General features: G+C 60.4%; 11 protein-coding genes. 8 read left to right on the top strand and 3 right to left on the bottom strand.

Annotated elements, in window-relative coordinates; genetic code table 11:
* Window positions 1–80 precede the first annotated feature (80 nt).
* The 4 genes from LDN82_RS22635 to secA all read left to right on the top strand — a co-directional run bounded on the left by LDN82_RS22635 (window position 81) and on the right by secA (window position 6,067).
* The gene (locus LDN82_RS22635; protein WP_346347092.1) at window positions 81–1,106 is read left to right on the top strand and encodes a phosphoribosyltransferase family protein; all 1,026 of its coding nucleotides are present in this window, start codon (window positions 81–83) and stop codon (window positions 1,104–1,106) included.
* A gap of 143 nt (window positions 1,107–1,249) precedes the next feature.
* Window positions 1,250–1,978: a ribosome-associated translation inhibitor RaiA gene (raiA, locus tag LDN82_RS14790; protein ID WP_224088085.1), complete on the top strand. Its 729-nt coding sequence runs from the start codon at window positions 1,250–1,252 to the stop codon at window positions 1,976–1,978.
* A 27-nt stretch (window positions 1,979–2,005) separates the two neighbouring features.
* A complete protein-coding gene (locus LDN82_RS14785) occupies window positions 2,006–3,283 on the top strand; it encodes a crosslink repair DNA glycosylase YcaQ family protein (RefSeq protein WP_224164758.1) in 1,278 nt (425 codons plus the stop codon).
* A gap of 42 nt (window positions 3,284–3,325) precedes the next feature.
* Window positions 3,326–6,067 carry a preprotein translocase subunit SecA gene (secA, locus tag LDN82_RS14780; RefSeq protein WP_224088083.1) on the top strand — a complete coding sequence of 914 codons (2,742 nt, stop codon included), beginning with the start codon at window positions 3,326–3,328 and terminating at the stop codon, window positions 6,065–6,067.
* A gap of 194 nt (window positions 6,068–6,261) precedes the next feature.
* Here the strand turns inward: secA and LDN82_RS14775 are convergent, their stop codons facing one another.
* A complete protein-coding gene (locus LDN82_RS14775; RefSeq protein WP_224164757.1) occupies window positions 6,262–6,684 on the bottom strand; it encodes an Rv3235 family protein in 423 nt (140 codons plus the stop codon).
* A 162-nt stretch (window positions 6,685–6,846) separates the two neighbouring features.
* A complete protein-coding gene (locus LDN82_RS14770) occupies window positions 6,847–7,635 on the bottom strand; it encodes a LysM domain-containing protein (RefSeq protein ID WP_224164756.1) in 789 nt (262 codons plus the stop codon).
* Between the two features lie 145 nt (window positions 7,636–7,780).
* On the opposite strand from LDN82_RS14770, the gene LDN82_RS14765 reads away from it, so the two are divergent.
* Window positions 7,781–8,350 carry a hypothetical protein gene (locus tag LDN82_RS14765; RefSeq protein ID WP_224164755.1) on the top strand — a complete coding sequence of 190 codons (570 nt, stop codon included), beginning with the start codon at window positions 7,781–7,783 and terminating at the stop codon, window positions 8,348–8,350.
* A 30-nt stretch (window positions 8,351–8,380) separates the two neighbouring features.
* Here LDN82_RS14765 and LDN82_RS14760 read toward each other — a convergent pair whose 3' ends face one another.
* Window positions 8,381–8,596, bottom strand: a complete 216-nt coding sequence (locus tag LDN82_RS14760; RefSeq protein ID WP_216924027.1) for a helix-turn-helix domain-containing protein — start codon at window positions 8,594–8,596, stop codon at window positions 8,381–8,383.
* A 156-nt stretch (window positions 8,597–8,752) separates the two neighbouring features.
* Between LDN82_RS14760 and LDN82_RS14755 the strand changes: the two genes are divergently transcribed.
* Genes LDN82_RS14755 through LDN82_RS14745 form a run of 3 tightly spaced genes read left to right on the top strand, consistent with a single transcriptional unit; the run spans window position 8,753 to window position 15,612 of the window.
* Window positions 8,753–9,397: an SAF domain-containing protein gene (locus LDN82_RS14755; protein ID WP_224164754.1), complete on the top strand. Its 645-nt coding sequence runs from the start codon at window positions 8,753–8,755 to the stop codon at window positions 9,395–9,397.
* Window positions 9,394–10,698 carry a P-loop NTPase gene (locus LDN82_RS14750; RefSeq protein WP_224164753.1) on the top strand — a complete coding sequence of 435 codons (1,305 nt, stop codon included), beginning with the start codon at window positions 9,394–9,396 and terminating at the stop codon, window positions 10,696–10,698. The genes LDN82_RS14755 and LDN82_RS14750 overlap by 4 nt, the downstream gene beginning before the upstream one ends.
* A 57-nt stretch (window positions 10,699–10,755) precedes the next feature.
* Window positions 10,756–15,612, top strand: a complete 4,857-nt coding sequence (locus LDN82_RS14745; protein ID WP_224164752.1) for an NAD-glutamate dehydrogenase — start codon at window positions 10,756–10,758, stop codon at window positions 15,610–15,612.
* Window position 15,613: the final 1 nt, after the last annotated feature.

Here is a 15,613-nt window from a genome sequence, read left to right as displayed (position 1 = left end):
CCGCCCCAACACGACGGTGGTTGTTCACATAGCGGGCTGTGGGACTGTTACCGGAACAAAAAGTGCCCAAGGCTACCAGCATGATTGTTTCCCTGAACGACCTCCCGTATGCCGTCAATGGTCCTCGATCCGCCCAACGCATCCAGCGCCGGCTTGACCCGGATGTTGGTGCTCCTGACACGTCAGGACCCCGGCGACGCGGAAAGGACAGGCGCCTGCTTGGGCGCGTGTTTGCCAACCTGCAAGCGGCATTGATGGAGTTGGTTGCACTCCTGGTTCCCGTTGATTGCGTCTGCTGCGGTGTGGAAGACACCGTCCTGTGCAGGCATTGTGCCAAGCGGGTGCGTCAGCTTTGCAGGAAACCCTTCAGGGCCGAACAGGAGTCGCCTGCGCTCGTCGATGTTGATGGCACTGTAAAGCTGGGCGTGGTGGCGGCAGGGCCCTATCGGGATGAACTTTCGCAGTCCCTGTTGTCGTTCAAGCGGTTAGGCCAGTGGCGGCTGGCCGAGGTGTTGGCGCCTTGCCTTGGAAACGCAGTTCGGCTGGCCATTGGTGACCAGCCGGGGTTTTGCGTTGTTCCCGTTCCCAGCAGCGGCAGGGCCTTCCGAAGCCGGGGTTTCAGCCCCGTCCACGTTCTGCTCCGCTGCATGAAGAGACGGGGGATGTTGTCCCGGTGCCCGGCTCTTGATGCGCTTGAGAAGACCGGGAATCTCCTGGAAAACCAGCGGCTGGCCGCAACTTGCAAAGACCTGGTCGGAGTTGGCGTCAGGGCCCTCCTTGGCACGGTGGGGAGAGATGGTTCCACGGGCCAAAAAGGACTCGGCAGGGGTGAGCGTGCCAGGCGCGTCCGGGGTTCCATGAGGGTACGACCCCGCTACGGGGAAAAGATCCGTGGGCAAAGATGCCTGATTGTGGACGATGTTCTCACCACGGGAGCCACCCTGGCGGAGGCTGCCCGGGCAGTGTCCGCGGCGGGAGGGATAGTCTGCGGCGCCGTTGTTCTCGCGGCCACGAGGCCACCAGCCTACGCCTCCAATACCGCCGGAGACGAGCCCTCGGATGGGGTTAAGACGCAAACAAAAAATAAGTGGCCAAAGGGTGAATAACTCGTGCCGATGAACTAACGTCGGTTGTGGGTACCAAGAACAGATGTACCTGTCGATAGCGGCTCGGAAAGGGGCTCGACTGTCCGTCAGACCAGCCCCCTACAGCGTCGTTGTCGTGTCACCTGAGTTATTTGGAGGGCACCATGGAGTTCATGATCAGCGGACGAAATCTGACAGTTTCTGACCGCTTTCGCGAATATGCCGGCGAGAAAATCTCAAAGATTGAATCGTTGGGGGACAAAGTCCAGCGAGTCGACGCCAAGGTTTCCAAGGAGACCAACCCCCGGCAAACGCCGGGACAGCTCACCGTTGAAGTGACAGTCCTGGGCCGAGGCCCTGTTATCCGTGCCGAGGCCACAGCCGCTGACAAATTTGCTGCCTTCGATCTTGCGTACAACAAGCTGCTTGAGCGGTTGCGCCGTGCGAAGGACAGGAAGAAGGTGCACCATGGGCGTCACACGCCCAAGGCCGTTCGGGAGGCAACGGCGTCCCTCGAGCCCGCTAGTGCCAGTGAGCCAATCTACGTAGGCGCCAGCAACCAGCAGGAGCCTGAACCGCAGGCCGAGGAGCGGTCGCCCTACGACATCGAGAACGATATTCCAGCAGGTGATTCACCCGTTTTGATCCGTCGGAAGGTCTTCCCCGCCGCATCCCTCACTCTCGATGATGCAGTGGACAACATGGAACTGGTGGGGCACAACTTCTACCTGTTCCTGGATAAGGAAACCAATGCACCCTCGGTTGTGTACCGGCGCAGTGGCTGGACTTATGGTGTCATAACCCTCGACTCCACCTGCGAGCCCGGCGAGGAAGCCGTGGAGGAGAAGATCCACGCGTACCGCTCGGATGACCAGGCGGCCACCGCCAAGTAAGGCTTTATCGCACGTGAAAGGACTTCAATGACCGCTTCGCTGAGCCTGTCACAGGCACGGCGGATCGCATTGGCAGCCCAAGGATTGGCGAAAGTCCGGCCCGCCGGCCCCGTGACCCCACGGGCGGTGGGCCGGACCTTTGCACGGATCCAGCTTGTCCAGATCGACTCCGTGAATGTGCTGGCGCGGAGCCACTATCTGCCATTCTTTTCCCGCCTGGGAAACTATGATCCGGCAATCCTTCACTCCATGGCAGGCCGAAAACCCCGCAGAATGATGGAGTACTGGGCTCACGAGGCCAGCTATATCCGTCCGGAGCATTTTCCCGACCTTCTTCTTTGGCAGAAGCGGGCTTGGGTTGGTGCCCATCATATGGAGCCCGCGGTGCGGATCGCCATGGAGGAACGAATCCTCGCGGCCCTGGAGGCCGGACCGCCGATGACGGCGTCTGCCTTGACTGCACAACTTGGGCACACCCAGGACGCCGAAAGCGGAAATTGGGGTTGGAACTGGAACGCCGTGAAGCGCGTTCTGGAGCATCTGTTCGAAGAAGGCCGCGTTTCGGCGGCGTCGCGGACACCCCAATTCGAACGTCTCTACACCATTACTTCCAGGGTCCTGCCGGGTTCGGTACACAGCGGGATGGATGCGGATGCCGCCCTTGACCGGCTCATGGATGCAGCCGCCATGGCACACGGCATTGGAACGGTCCGGTGTTTTGCCGATTATTTTCGGACCCCGCTAAAGGCCGGGGAGGCGTCGGTGCAGCGCCTTCTCCAGGCAGGCCGGCTGGAGCGCGTTTCGGTTCGCGGCTGGGAACGGGAAACCTACCGCCACGTCGAGGCCGGATTGCCACGGAGGGCCGAAGGCCGGGCGCTCCTGAGCCCTTTTGACTCGCTGGTCTTCGAACGGCGGCGCCTGGAAGAACTGTTCGGGTTCCACTATCGGATTGAGATCTACACGCCCGCTGCCAAGCGCCGTTTCGGCTACTATGTTCTGCCCTTCCTGCTTCGGGAAGGCATCGTGGCCCGTGTCGATTTGAAGGCTGACAGGGCCGCAGGCCAACTCCTGGTTCGGTCCGCATTTGGTGAGCCAGGAGCGCCGCCCGATACCGCCGTCGAGCTTTCCGCCGAATTGTGGCTCATGGCCCAATGGCTCGGCCTTCAGGAAGTTGTCGTGTGGCCGGTAGGGGATCTCGCGGTTCCACTCTCCGAGGCAGTGAACGGGGGCCCTGAACCAGACGGGCCAGGCAGTCCGCTCACAGGGGAACCGGATAACGTGGCGATACTCTCTCCCGTAGACTGAAACAGCCAGAATTCGGCAGCATGAGACTGGGAGCAATTTCACGTGGCATCACTAATCGAAAAACTTCTCCGCACGGGTGACAAGAAAACACTCAGGCAACTGCGGAACTATGCCGATTCCATCAATGCCCTGGAAGACTCTTTCAAGACGTTCTCTGATGCTGAACTCCGGGAGGAAACAGACCGTTTGCGCTCCCGGCACCAGGACGGCGAGACACTGGACGCGCTCCTGCCTGAGGCCTTTGCTGCGGTCCGTGAGGCCTCATCCCGAACGTTGGGCATGCGGCATTTTGACGTCCAGCTGATGGGTGGCGCCGCCCTCCATCTGGGCAACATCGCCGAAATGAAAACCGGTGAAGGCAAGACACTCGTGGCAACTGCGCCGGCATACCTCAATGCCCTCACCGGCAAGGGTGTCCACGTCGTCACGGTGAATGATTACCTTGCCGAATACCAGTCCGAGCTCATGGGACGCGTCTACCGCTTCCTTGGCCTGACAAGCGGATGCATCCTCTCCAACCAGGATCCGTCAGTGCGTCGGCAGCAGTACGCCGCGGACATCACCTACGGGACAAACAACGAATTTGGCTTCGACTATTTGCGCGACAACATGGCCTGGGACGCCAGTGAACTCGTTCAGCGGGGGCACAACTTCGCCATTGTGGATGAAGTTGACTCGATTCTGATCGATGAAGCGCGTACCCCGCTCATCATTTCGGGTCCGGCCCAAGGCGACACGAACCGCTGGTACAGCGAATTCGCGAAGGTCGTACTCCGGCTACAGCCGGAGGTTGACTACGAAGTTGATGAGAAGAAGCGGACTGTTGGTGTCCTGGAAGCCGGAATTGAAAAGGTGGAGGACTACCTCGGTATCCAGAACCTGTACGAATCGGCCAACACCCCGCTCATTGGTTTCCTGAACAACGCCATCAAGGCGAAGGAACTCTTCAAGCGCGACAAGGATTACGTCATCCTCGACGGCGAGGTCCTGATTGTTGACGAGCACACGGGCCGTATCCTCGCCGGGCGACGATACAACGAAGGCATGCACCAGGCCATCGAGGCCAAGGAAAACGTCGAGATCAAGGCCGAAAACCAGACCCTGGCAACGGTAACGCTGCAGAACTACTTCCGCATGTATTCGAAGCTGTCCGGTATGACGGGTACGGCCGAGACCGAGGCAGCCGAGTTCATGAGCACGTACAAACTCGGAGTTGTGCCCATTCCCACCAACCGGGACATGCAGCGCATTGACCAGTCGGACCTCGTCTATAAGAATGAGATCGTCAAGTTCGACGCCGTCGTTAAGGACATTGCGGAACGCCACGAAAAGGGCCAGCCCGTACTGGTTGGCACCACCAGCGTTGAGAAGAGCGAATATCTCTCCAAGCTGCTGGCAAAGGAAGGTATCCGCCACGAGGTCCTCAACGCTAAGAACCACGCACGGGAAGCCTCCATCGTTGCCCAGGCCGGACGTAAGGGTGCCGTCACGGTAGCAACCAATATGGCAGGCCGCGGTACCGACATCATGCTTGGTGGCAACGCCGAATTCACTGCGATCGCAGACCTCGCCAAGAGGGGCCTGGACCCGGAGGAGAACTCGGAAGAGTACGAGGCAGCATGGCCGGAGGCACTTGCAGCGGCCAAGCAGGCGGTCAAGGACGAGCACGAGGAAGTACTGGACCTTGGCGGCCTCTACGTGCTGGGCACCGAGCGCCACGAGTCCCGCCGGATTGATAATCAGCTGCGGGGCCGCTCCGGACGCCAGGGCGACCCCGGGGAATCACGTTTCTACCTTTCACTGACCGACGACCTCATGAGGCTGTTCAATTCCGGTGCTGCCGAGCGGCTCATGAACAGTTCGGTGCCCGATGACGTCGCGCTGGAATCAAAGCTTGTTTCCCGCGCCATTGCCTCGGCCCAGGGCCAGGTGGAAGCGCGTAACGCGGAGCAGCGCAAGAACGTCCTCAAGTACGACGACGTCTTGAACCGCCAGCGTGAAGCGATCTACGGGGACCGTCGTCGGATCCTCGAAGGCGATGACCTCCACGAAAAAGTGCAGTTCTTCCTGGAAGACACCATCAGCGCGCTTATCGACTCCGCCACAGCGGAAGGCAACGGCGATGACTGGGACTTCAACCAGTTGTGGTCCAACCTGAAGACGTTGTACCCAGCCACCGTAACTGCCCAGGAAATCATTGATGAAGCCGGCGGCAAGTCCAGGGTCACCGCCGAATTCCTCAAGGAAGAGATCCTCTCTGACGCGCGGCTTGTGTACCAGGCCCGTGAAGAAGCCATTGGCTCCGAAAGCATGCGCGAGTTGGAACGCCGCGTCGTTCTCTCGGTGCTTGGGCGTAAATGGCAAGAACACCTGTACGAGATGGACTACCTCAAAGAGGGCATCGGGCTGCGGGCCATGGCTCAACGCGATCCGCTGGTGGAGTACCAGCGCGAAGGCTTCGTGATGTTCCAAAGCATGATGGAAGCTATCCGCGAGGAAAGCATTGGTTTCCTCTACAACCTTGAAGTTGAAGTGACCCCCGCCGAAGATGTCGTTGTTGCGGACGATACTGCGGCAGGTGCACACACCGAGCACCACGATCCCCAGATCCGGGCTGCCGGTCTGGAGACACCCGAAAAGCCGGCGCAATTGCAGTACACAGCTCCAGGCGAGGACGGGGCAAGCCAGACCCGAATCGAGGGTCGCTCCTCGGGCCGGTCCGGTAATCCTGCCAAAGCAGCCACCCAGGAGCAGCGCAAGACCGCCAAGAAGAAGCGGCGCTGATCCAGCCTCCCTTATGAGAAAGGACCCCGGACACAAATCCGGGGTCTTTTTTCGTAGATCCGCTGCCGTCAGGTTGAGGCAACCAGCTTGGCTTAGGGGCGCCTGGTCACGTGCGCTGATCCAAGCGGGTGCCTGGTCACGTGCGCTGATCCAAGCGGGTGCCCAGCCAATCGGGTGCCTAGCCAATAAGGTGCTTAGCCAATCTCCAGGGCGGTGACCTGCCATGTCCCCTCGGACTGTTCCAACCTCATGGCAATAGCGCGGGATCGCTGCTCCTCAGAGACAACGATGCTGACCTCGTAGATGGAGTCTGAAATGGCGCAAGCACGGACGGAGCGGACCATTGGGCTTCTGTGTATTTGAAGCGAGCCGCGGGTACGTGCAGCGTGTTGGCGTGTCAGTGCGGCCCGATGCTGGAGCGAAAGGAAGCATGGCGCATCGAGGGATCTGGACAGCTGGAGGGCCGACCTTGTCCCGGCAAGTACTTCTACTGCAGCTTGAGCGATACTTCGTGCCACCAGCCTTACGTCAAGGCTAGAAGCGTCCGCTCCTGCATTCGTTGCGGAACGTTTGGTTCTTTGGCGGTCTGCGTGGCGGCGTGCAGTTACAGCAGTCATGGTCAATCCTCATGAGTTCACTCTGTGAGCCGTTGCGCGGGCATCGCTTGGCTCAGGTTGCTACGTCTGGGATGACAATGGGACTGGTCTTACATTTTGAACGAATGCCCCTGAGTGGGTGCCGTTCAGTTCAGTCGGATTCTTTAGGGCCGGCGAAGACCCTTAGCTTGGCGTTGGGGGCTGCAGCACTTGCCCTGCTCGCAGGGTCGAAGGGTCGTCGCCAATGATCCTTCGGTTGGCTGAATACCAACTCGGCCAATGCAGGGCGATGTCAACGTCTGTCGCCAAGGGTCCAAGGCTGGCTGCGGCAATGGACCACAGCGTGTCACCCGGTTTGACGACAATGCCGGCCTCAGCGGGGTGTCCAAACGTCATCCCGCGAGAGCCCGGACGCGACAGGAGGCCGGGTTCAACTATTGGAGGACGTGGCTGCCAGGCAGGCCCTGGCTTTGCCTCATGGCTTTCTTCGGTGTTTCGCGCTGGAACCTCCACAGGGGGCACGGGTCCTTGTGTGCCAGCTGATGGATGCCACGCTGCCATGGATGTGCCGCCACTGGAAGTGGCTTGCCATTGAGGTTCCGGCATTGCGGCTGCCTGTGCCGCCTGAACTCCGAGGAAATTCAGGCTTAGAACGGCACATGCCAGCCTCAGCATGAAGGCAGGACTGAACTTGGCGATGGCGTTGGCGCTGCCGCTCCTTCCCGTGCCATGCAGAACTGCGGCCCAAGATGCGAGGCCAAGTGAGAGAATCCACCAGGACACAATGGCAATTCCCGCGGCGCTGGATGCAAGGGCGAGGAGGTGCTCGAACGTACTTCTCTGTCCGTGGGCCACATCCATCTGCCACTGCCCCAAGAGGGTTTGCCCAACGATTACCAGCAAAAGTCCCAGCGCGAGGAGCACGCTAGCCAAGGCGGCGTCGTGGCGGATCCTTGGTGGATCGCTGCTCATTCTTACCCTTTCGGCTCTTTAGTACAGTTTGATGTCATTTGGTGCTGTTTGCCAATTCTCAGCACAGTCGAAGGACTTTGTCCAATCATGACGGGAAAATCCGATTGCGGTTGGAGCCACGCGCTACGGGTCCTATTGTGACCATATGAGATGGGACTCTCTCTTTGAAGATCTGGAAGCGCAGTTTTCTGCTGAGCGCACCTTGGCCCGTGAATCGGAAATATCCGAGCGCGTGCGGGTCGAGCTCGCCGGTTTGGACCTTGCGGACAGGCTTCGGGGAGTCGCCGGAGCTGAGCTCGCATTGGTACTGGGCAGCGGCATTTCCCTCCGGGGAACCCTGGGCCACATCGGTGGGGACTGGTTCGTATTGAACGACAACGGACGGCAATGGCTCATTCCATGCGCATCGGTAAGTTATTACGACGGACTCGGAAGATTGGCTAGAAAACCCGTCTCCCAGGTCCAAAGTTCGATTAGTCTTGCCAGCGCCCTCCGGGGGCTCTCCCGAGACAGGGCGCCGGTGACAGTGGTGCTGGCCGCCGGTCCGGCGGGAGACCACAGGCTCCATGGTGTCATCGACAGGGTCGGACGGGACCATTTCGATTTTGCCGATACACGGGGCGAGGTACGGCGGGGCGGTGCTGTGGCTGCCGTGAGGACTATTCCCTTCACATCACTTGCGGCCCTGTGCTCAAGCGGGAACCAAGGACTCTAGCCGTTCATAGGCGTGTTTGGCGCCTCCACGCTAGCTCGACTTGGACTTGGCCTCTTCAATCATGCGGCTGGCCTCGGCATACCGCTCCTCGATGTATTGCTCCAACATCTTTTCCTCGATGCGCCATTGTCCGCGCCCTCCGACCTGGATGGCTTTCAGCTCACCGCTGCGTACCAGGGCGTAGGCCTGCGGCGAATTTATCTGGAGTTGTTCGGCGACGTCCGCCAGAGTCAGGAATCGGGGCATGCGACTATTTTGGCATCTGTTGGCACCGTTTGGCACAGTTATCCACAATTTCCCATGATTTGGCGTTCTTGACTTTGGCTTCCGACGCGTCACGGCAACAATGAAGAGGCGGCGCGGACAACCATGCCATGAAACTTCAATGGGGGAGCAGGAAGAATGGATCCGAGTACAGGCGGGGCCGGCAACAGGTTGAAGAAGCCATCCTGGAAGGATCCACGGCTACTGGTGGGAGTGCTGCTCATGCTTGTATCCGTCGCCGGAGTCATCTCTGTTGTTAGCACCGCTGATCGGACCACGCAGGTTTATGCCGCACGGGAGGGCATTGCCGTTGGCCAAACCGTGGGGCCGGGGGATCTAACCATCGTCCAGGTTCGCTTGGACGACGTCGAGTCCGCCTACGTTACCGTGGAGGGCGGAATTGCCCAGGGCAAGGTGGCGCTGCAGAGAATTGAGAAGGGCCAACTCGTTCCACAGAAGAGCCTCGGGCAGGCTGACGGCCTGAACCGCAAGCCTGTTGCCATATCAATGGATGAGTCACTTCCAGCGCAGGCAGTTCCCGGGGCGAAGGTGGACGTCTGGGTGGCCATGCCTGGCTCGCAAAACGCTTTTGAAGAACCACAGCTATTGCTGCCTGGTGCCGAAATCGCAGAGATAACAGCGGGTTCAGGTGCCCTCGGAGCCTCAAAAACAACGGTCGTGCTCGTGCTGGTTACGGACAAACAGATGCCGAAGCTGCTGGGTGCCAAGGCAAACGCCGCCAAGGTATCCGTGGTTTGGAACCCCGCGGGCATCAGTCAATGAGCATCCCGGTCATAACTGTTGGCCAGGCGCAGGAAGCGGTGGTTGGCGGGCTGGAGCGATTGCATGGCCCCGTGACGGTGGTCCGCCGGTGTTCAGAGCTTGCGGAGTTGATGGCTGCCTGCCAGAGCGGCCTTGCCCTGGCGGCTGTCGTCGCGGAAGGCTGCGAAGAACTAACCGCTACATTGGTGGATCGGCTGGCTGCCGTAGGTGTGTCCATTCTCGCCCTGACTGTGGACCCGGTGGAGATCTCGAGGCTCACTGCCATTGGTGTAGTAACTGCGTCCACCGATATTGAGCCCGCTGCCCTTGCCGTGAGGATTGCCGATGCAGTGGGTCGCCACGGTGGGCCGCTTGGCGCCCGCAAATTTCCCGACGCCGGCTTCGCAGACTCATCTGCGGGATTCCAGTTGGCGCCGGAACCGCGCGAAACCGAAGCGGCCGGAACGGGGAGGGTAATAGCAGTGTGGGGCCCAACTGGCGCCCCGGGAAGAACCCTGGTTGCAGTAAACATGGCTGCCGAGTTGGCGGCCGAAGGCAAGTCCGTGATTCTTGTGGATGCTGACAGCTATGGTGCGAGCGTGTCGGCCATGCTGGGGCTGTTGGAGGAGTCGGCTGGTCTCGCCCAGGCCTGCAGGCTCGCTGACCAAGGATTACTGGATTCGGATGCACTGGACCGGGCTGCTACGCCTGTCTTCACCAAGAGCGGTGGATTTCGAGTACTCACTGGAACCACAAGGGCGGACCGCTGGACTGAACTGAGGGCCTCTGCACTTTCGCTTGTCCTTGAAAGGGCCAAGCAGGTTGCCGAGGTAGTTGTCGTGGACACCGGCTTCTGCCTGGAGGCAGATGAGGAATTGAGCTTTGACACGATGGCGCCACGCCGCAATGGCGCTACCTTACGCAGTTTGGAGCTGGCGGACGAGGTTTTTGCCGTGGGGGCTGCCGACGCGATCGGCGTTCCGCGGTTGGTCCGTGGCCTGGCCGAGCTCGAAGCTGCGGTTCCGCACGCAACACCACGCGTGCTCCTCAACAAAGTTAAGCGGGCGTCGGCGGGCCGTTCGCCCAGGCAGCAATTATCCGAGGCCTGGGAGCGCTTCGGGCCTGGACATGGCATTGATGCCTACTTACCTGCAGACGCGGAAGCGTGCGATGCTGCCCTATTGTCGGGGTCTGTCCTGTTGGAATCATCGCCCGACTCTCCCTTGCGAAGAGCCATTGCGGGGCTTGTCTGTGCACCTATCCAGCAAAATCCCAAATCCCTTGGCCGATCTACCAGAGCCTTCGGCCTGCTTAAGCGCTAGGCTCGCCATGTGGGCTGCAGAGTCGCAGCAATCAACATGTGATGGAGGCGTTTGTAGATGTCGTCAGGATCCAGCGTGGAGGATCGGTCCGATGCAGCAGTTGTCCGTGAGGGTTTCTTTGGTGACTACTATGAGCACCTCGCAGAGGAGGATTCACGGGCGTATGCGCCCGAGCTGCTGATTGCACGGGCAAGCACTCACAGGAAAGTTGCGCAGTCCCGGCGACCTGGAAATGCCATTGTGGAAATCGGCGTCGAGGCTGACCGAAACGTTGTCTACATCGCTACTGACGACATGCCGTTCCTGGTTGATTCCGTCAACGCCGAACTCGTTCGCCAAAACTGCGCCATCCGGCTGGTTATGCACCCGCTTTTCGTGGTTACCCGCGACAGGGTCACGGGCGAACTCAGCAGCGTTTCCAGGGTCCCGTCAAATATCGGCATTTCCAGTGGCGACACTGCGGCACTGCCCAGCGTCGCCCACCTGCTCGGCGACAACGACAACTCGTCGCACATGGAGTCTTGGATCGCCGTCGAAATTGACCGCGTAAGCGAGGAAGCCCGCGCAGAATTGGTTGCCGGCCTCCAACGCGTCCTCGGGGATGTCCGCGCCGCCGTTGAAGACTGGCCGAAAATGCGTAGCAAGGCCCTCGAACTGGCAGAAGCGCTGGGAAGCGTCTCCCACCCCGAGCAAATTGCCGAACTCAGGCAGGCGCAAGACCTTTTGCGCTGGCTGGATGACGGCAACTTCACCTTCCTCGGATACCGCGAATACGACCTCGTGAACGAAGACGGCGAGGACGTCCTGGAACTTCGTGAGGACAGCGGACTTGGCTTGCTCCGTGCTGGCGACAACACCCGACAGATCCAGCACCTCACCGACGCCGGCCGCAAGCGTGCCCGTGAAAAGCGGGCACTGGTGATCACAAAGGCCAACTCCCGCTCAACCGTCCACCGTCCTGCGTACCTGGACTACATCGGAGTCAAGAGCTTCGACGCTGCCGGAAACGTCAATGGTGAGCGGCGGTTTATCGGGCTTTTCGCCACAAGTGCCTACACCGGATCGGTCCGCAACATTCCCATTGTCCGGGACAAAGTCGATGCGGTGTTGCGCAACGCAGGCTTCCCAATGGATTCACACTCGGGCAAGGACCTCCTGGGCATCCTGGAAACATACCCCCGCGACGAACTGTTCCAGATCGAAATCCGAGACCTTGCGGCCACGGCCACTGGGATCCAGCGACTCCAGGAACGGCGCCGGACCAAGCTTTTCCTGCGCCCCGACATTTACGGACGTTTCATGTCCGCGGTGGTCTACCTGCCGCGTGACCGGTACACCACGAGCGTCAGGCTCCGTATTGAGCAGGAACTACGCGAGACCTTCCAAGCTGAGAGCATTGACTACGAAGCGAGGATCACGGAGTCGGCCCTTGCGCGCGTCTTCTTCAGGATCAGGCTGCCACGCACCGCGGAACTTGCCGATGTCAACGTGGAAGAACTCGAACACCGGCTGATGCGTGCCTCAAGGTCCTGGAGCGAAGGCATCGCCGAGGTACTCCGTGAGAACCGTCCCGCGGAGAGCGCTGAAGTACTGTCCGCCTTGTGGGCTGAGGCATTCCCTCCCGGTTACCGCGTGGACTACGAGGTTGAAGATGCGCTGGAGGACATCGAACGCTTTGAAAAGTATGGAGCCCAGGCCGAACGGGCAGGGGAAGCGAGCAAGGAACTGCGCCCCGGCGTCCACGTGTACCTTCCTGAAGGCGCCGGTGATGCATTGGAGGAGGATGCGCGGGTCAAGCTCTACTTGATGGAGCCCAAGAGCCTGAGCCAGATCCTTCCTTACTTCCACAACCTTGGCCTCGAAGTCCTGGACGAACGGCCCTTCGAAATCGAAACCGCGGATCACCGCGACTTTTTCCTGTATGACCTTGGGCTGAAGTATCCGGCTGGCATAGACCCGCTCGCCACCGGAGATCTCCTGGCTGACTCGTTTGGTGCTGCGGTCACAGGGGCAGTCGAGTCTGACAACTTTGACCGCCTGGTGCTTCGTGAAGGCATGCACTGGCGCCAGGTAGTGGTCCTCCGGGCCTACGCCAAGTACATGCGCCAGATGGGCAATACCAACTCCTTTGGGTTCATCGCCGATACGCTCTTGGCCAATCCGGACGTTGCGCGGGGTCTGACGGTCTTGTTTGCCGCCCGCTTTGATCCCAGCGTCGAGGAAAGCAAGCGTCCCCAGCAGCAAGGTGCCGCAAGAGCTGCCCTGGCAGAAGCTATCGAGCAAGTCGCTACCTTGGACGCGGACCGCGTGCTTCGTACCTTCGTCAACCTCATTGAGTCGACGTTGCGCACCAACTTCTTCCAAAACAAGGGCTACCTGAGCTTCAAGCTGGATCCCACTACCATCGATGGCCTGCCGTTCCCGCGCCCCATGTTCGAAATCTGGGTTTACTCTCCGCGGGTGGAGGGCGTCCACCTCCGCTTTGGCAAGGTGGCCCGTGGTGGTCTTCGCTGGTCCGACCGCAGGGAGGATTTCCGTACTGAAATCCTGGGCCTGGTGAAGGCGCAGACCGTGAAGAACGCGGTCATCGTACCGACCGGCGCCAAGGGCGGCTTCTTCGCGAAGCAGCTGCCCAATCCCGCAGTTGACCGCGCCGCCTGGATGGCCGAAGGGGTGGAAAGCTATAAGACCTTCATCCGCGGCTTGTTGGACATCACTGACAACCTCGTAACTACAGTCGAGGGCGAACGGCTTGTCCCGCCGTCGGACGTTGTCCGCCACGACGGCGACGATTCCTATCTGGTGGTTGCAGCCGATAAGGGAACCGCAACGTTCTCAGACACAGCCAACGGATTGGCTGCCGAATATGGATTCTGGCTTGGCGATGCCTTCGCGTCAGGCGGATCCGTGGGCTATGACCACAAGGCCATGGGTATCACCGCCCGCGGCGCTTGGGAGTCCGTGAAGAGGCACTTCAGCGAACTCGACCTCGATACCCAGACCGAAGAGTTCAGCGTCGTCGGCGTGGGCGACATGTCAGGTGACGTTTTCGGCAACGGCATGTTGCTTTCGCGTCATATCCGGCTTGTGGCGGCATTTGACCACCGTCACATCTTCCTGGACCCCAACCCGGACACGGCCGCATCGTACGCGGAGAGGCAGAGGCTCTTTGAACTCCCGCGGTCTTCGTGGGATGACTATGACCGGACCCTCATCAGCGAAGGGGGCGGCGTCTACCCGCGCCAAGCCAAGACGATCCCTGTGTCAGACCAAGTACGAAAGTCCCTGGGGTTGCCGGACGGGACCACCCAGCTGAGCCCTCCCGAATTGCTTCGGGCAATCCTGCTTGCCCCGGCGGACCTTCTGTACAACGGTGGCATCGGCACTTACGTCAAGGCCAGCACCGAGACACATGCTGCTGTAGGTGACAAAGCCAATGACGCCATCCGTGTGGACGGCAAGGACCTGCGCGTCAAGGTGGTCGGCGAAGGCGGCAACCTCGGGTTGACGCAACGTGGACGTATTGAAGCCGCATTGCAGGGTGTCATCCTTAATACAGACGCGATTGATAACTCGGCGGGCGTTGACTGCTCCGACCACGAGGTCAATATCAAGATCTTCGTTGACCGCATGGTGGCGGCCGGGAAGCTTGAGTCCACAGAACGCGCAGCATTCCTGGCTGACATGACCGAGGAAGTCGGCCGCCTGGTCCTGCAGGACAACATCGACCAAAACATCCTGCTCCTCAACGACAGGACCCGCGTTGCGGACTGGAGCCCCAGCTACGAGCGTCTGATGGACTGGCTGGAAAAATCAGCCGACCTCAAGCGTGACCTGGAGGCACTGCCCAGCACCGAGACACTGCGTCAGCGCCTGGAACAGGGACAGGGACTGACGTCTCCGGAGCTGTCCGTCCTGGCCGCCTACGCGAAGATCGAGTTGGCGGCTGCCCTCCGGGACAGCAACCTGGCCGACGACCCGTGGTTCAAGGACACGATCCGGGCCTACTTCCCGAAGCAGTTGCGGGAGAGGTTCGACGCCGAACTGGACACCCACCCGCTGCGGCGCGAAATCATCGCTACGGTGGTGGCCAACGACATCATCAACCTCGGTGGCATCACCTTCGCCTTCCGGGCGATCGAAGAAACGTCTGCCAACGAGGTAGCGGTAGCCAAAGCATTCGTGGCACTGCGTGAAATCTACGATCTCGATCCGATGGTTGAGGAATTGAATGCCCTTCCGGCGTCGTTCCCCACCGAGCATTGGAGCGAAATCCATCTGGATGTCCGCAGGCTCCTGGACCGTGCCGTCCGATGGGTGCTCGGGCAGGGCATGGCGTCCCGGCCGATTGCCGACGTCGTGAAGTCGTTCAAGCCGATGATGGTGCCGCTTCGGGCCAAATTGCTGGACTACCTGCGTGGCGATGACAAAGTTCGTATCAGCGGCTGGCTGGAGAAGGCCCGTGGCTGGGAGTTGCCGGATCACCTGGCCCACAGGTGGGCGGAGCTGTTCGAGAGCTATGCCTTGCTGGACATCGCAAGGATTGCCCAGACCGGGACCAACAGCGTCGAGGAAGTGGCGCACGTCTACTACACGGTGTTCAACCGCTTCCACGTGGACTCGCTGCTGGAACGGATCAGCGCCCTGCCCCGCGACGACCGCTGGCAGGCACTTGCCCGTGCCGCGCTCCGGGACGATCTCTACTCAACCGTCGCAGATATGACGACGTCGGTTCTTGAGTCGAGCACGCCCGGCACCCCGGCCGAAGATCGCCTGAGGACGTGGGAAGGCCTGAATGCCGAACAACTTGGACGGGCGAAGACCATGTTTGATGAGGTCAATTCCCTCGAAGCCGATGACATGGCTTCACTATCGGTAGCATTAAGGCTCTTGAGGTCAATCGTTCGACGCTAGG

The organism is Arthrobacter sp. StoSoilA2, from assembly GCF_019977195.1.
Lineage (GTDB): Bacteria > Actinomycetota > Actinomycetes > Actinomycetales > Micrococcaceae > Arthrobacter.
The sequence above is the reverse complement of the archived record's forward strand: the minus strand, read 5'-3'. Positions and strand labels throughout refer to the sequence as shown.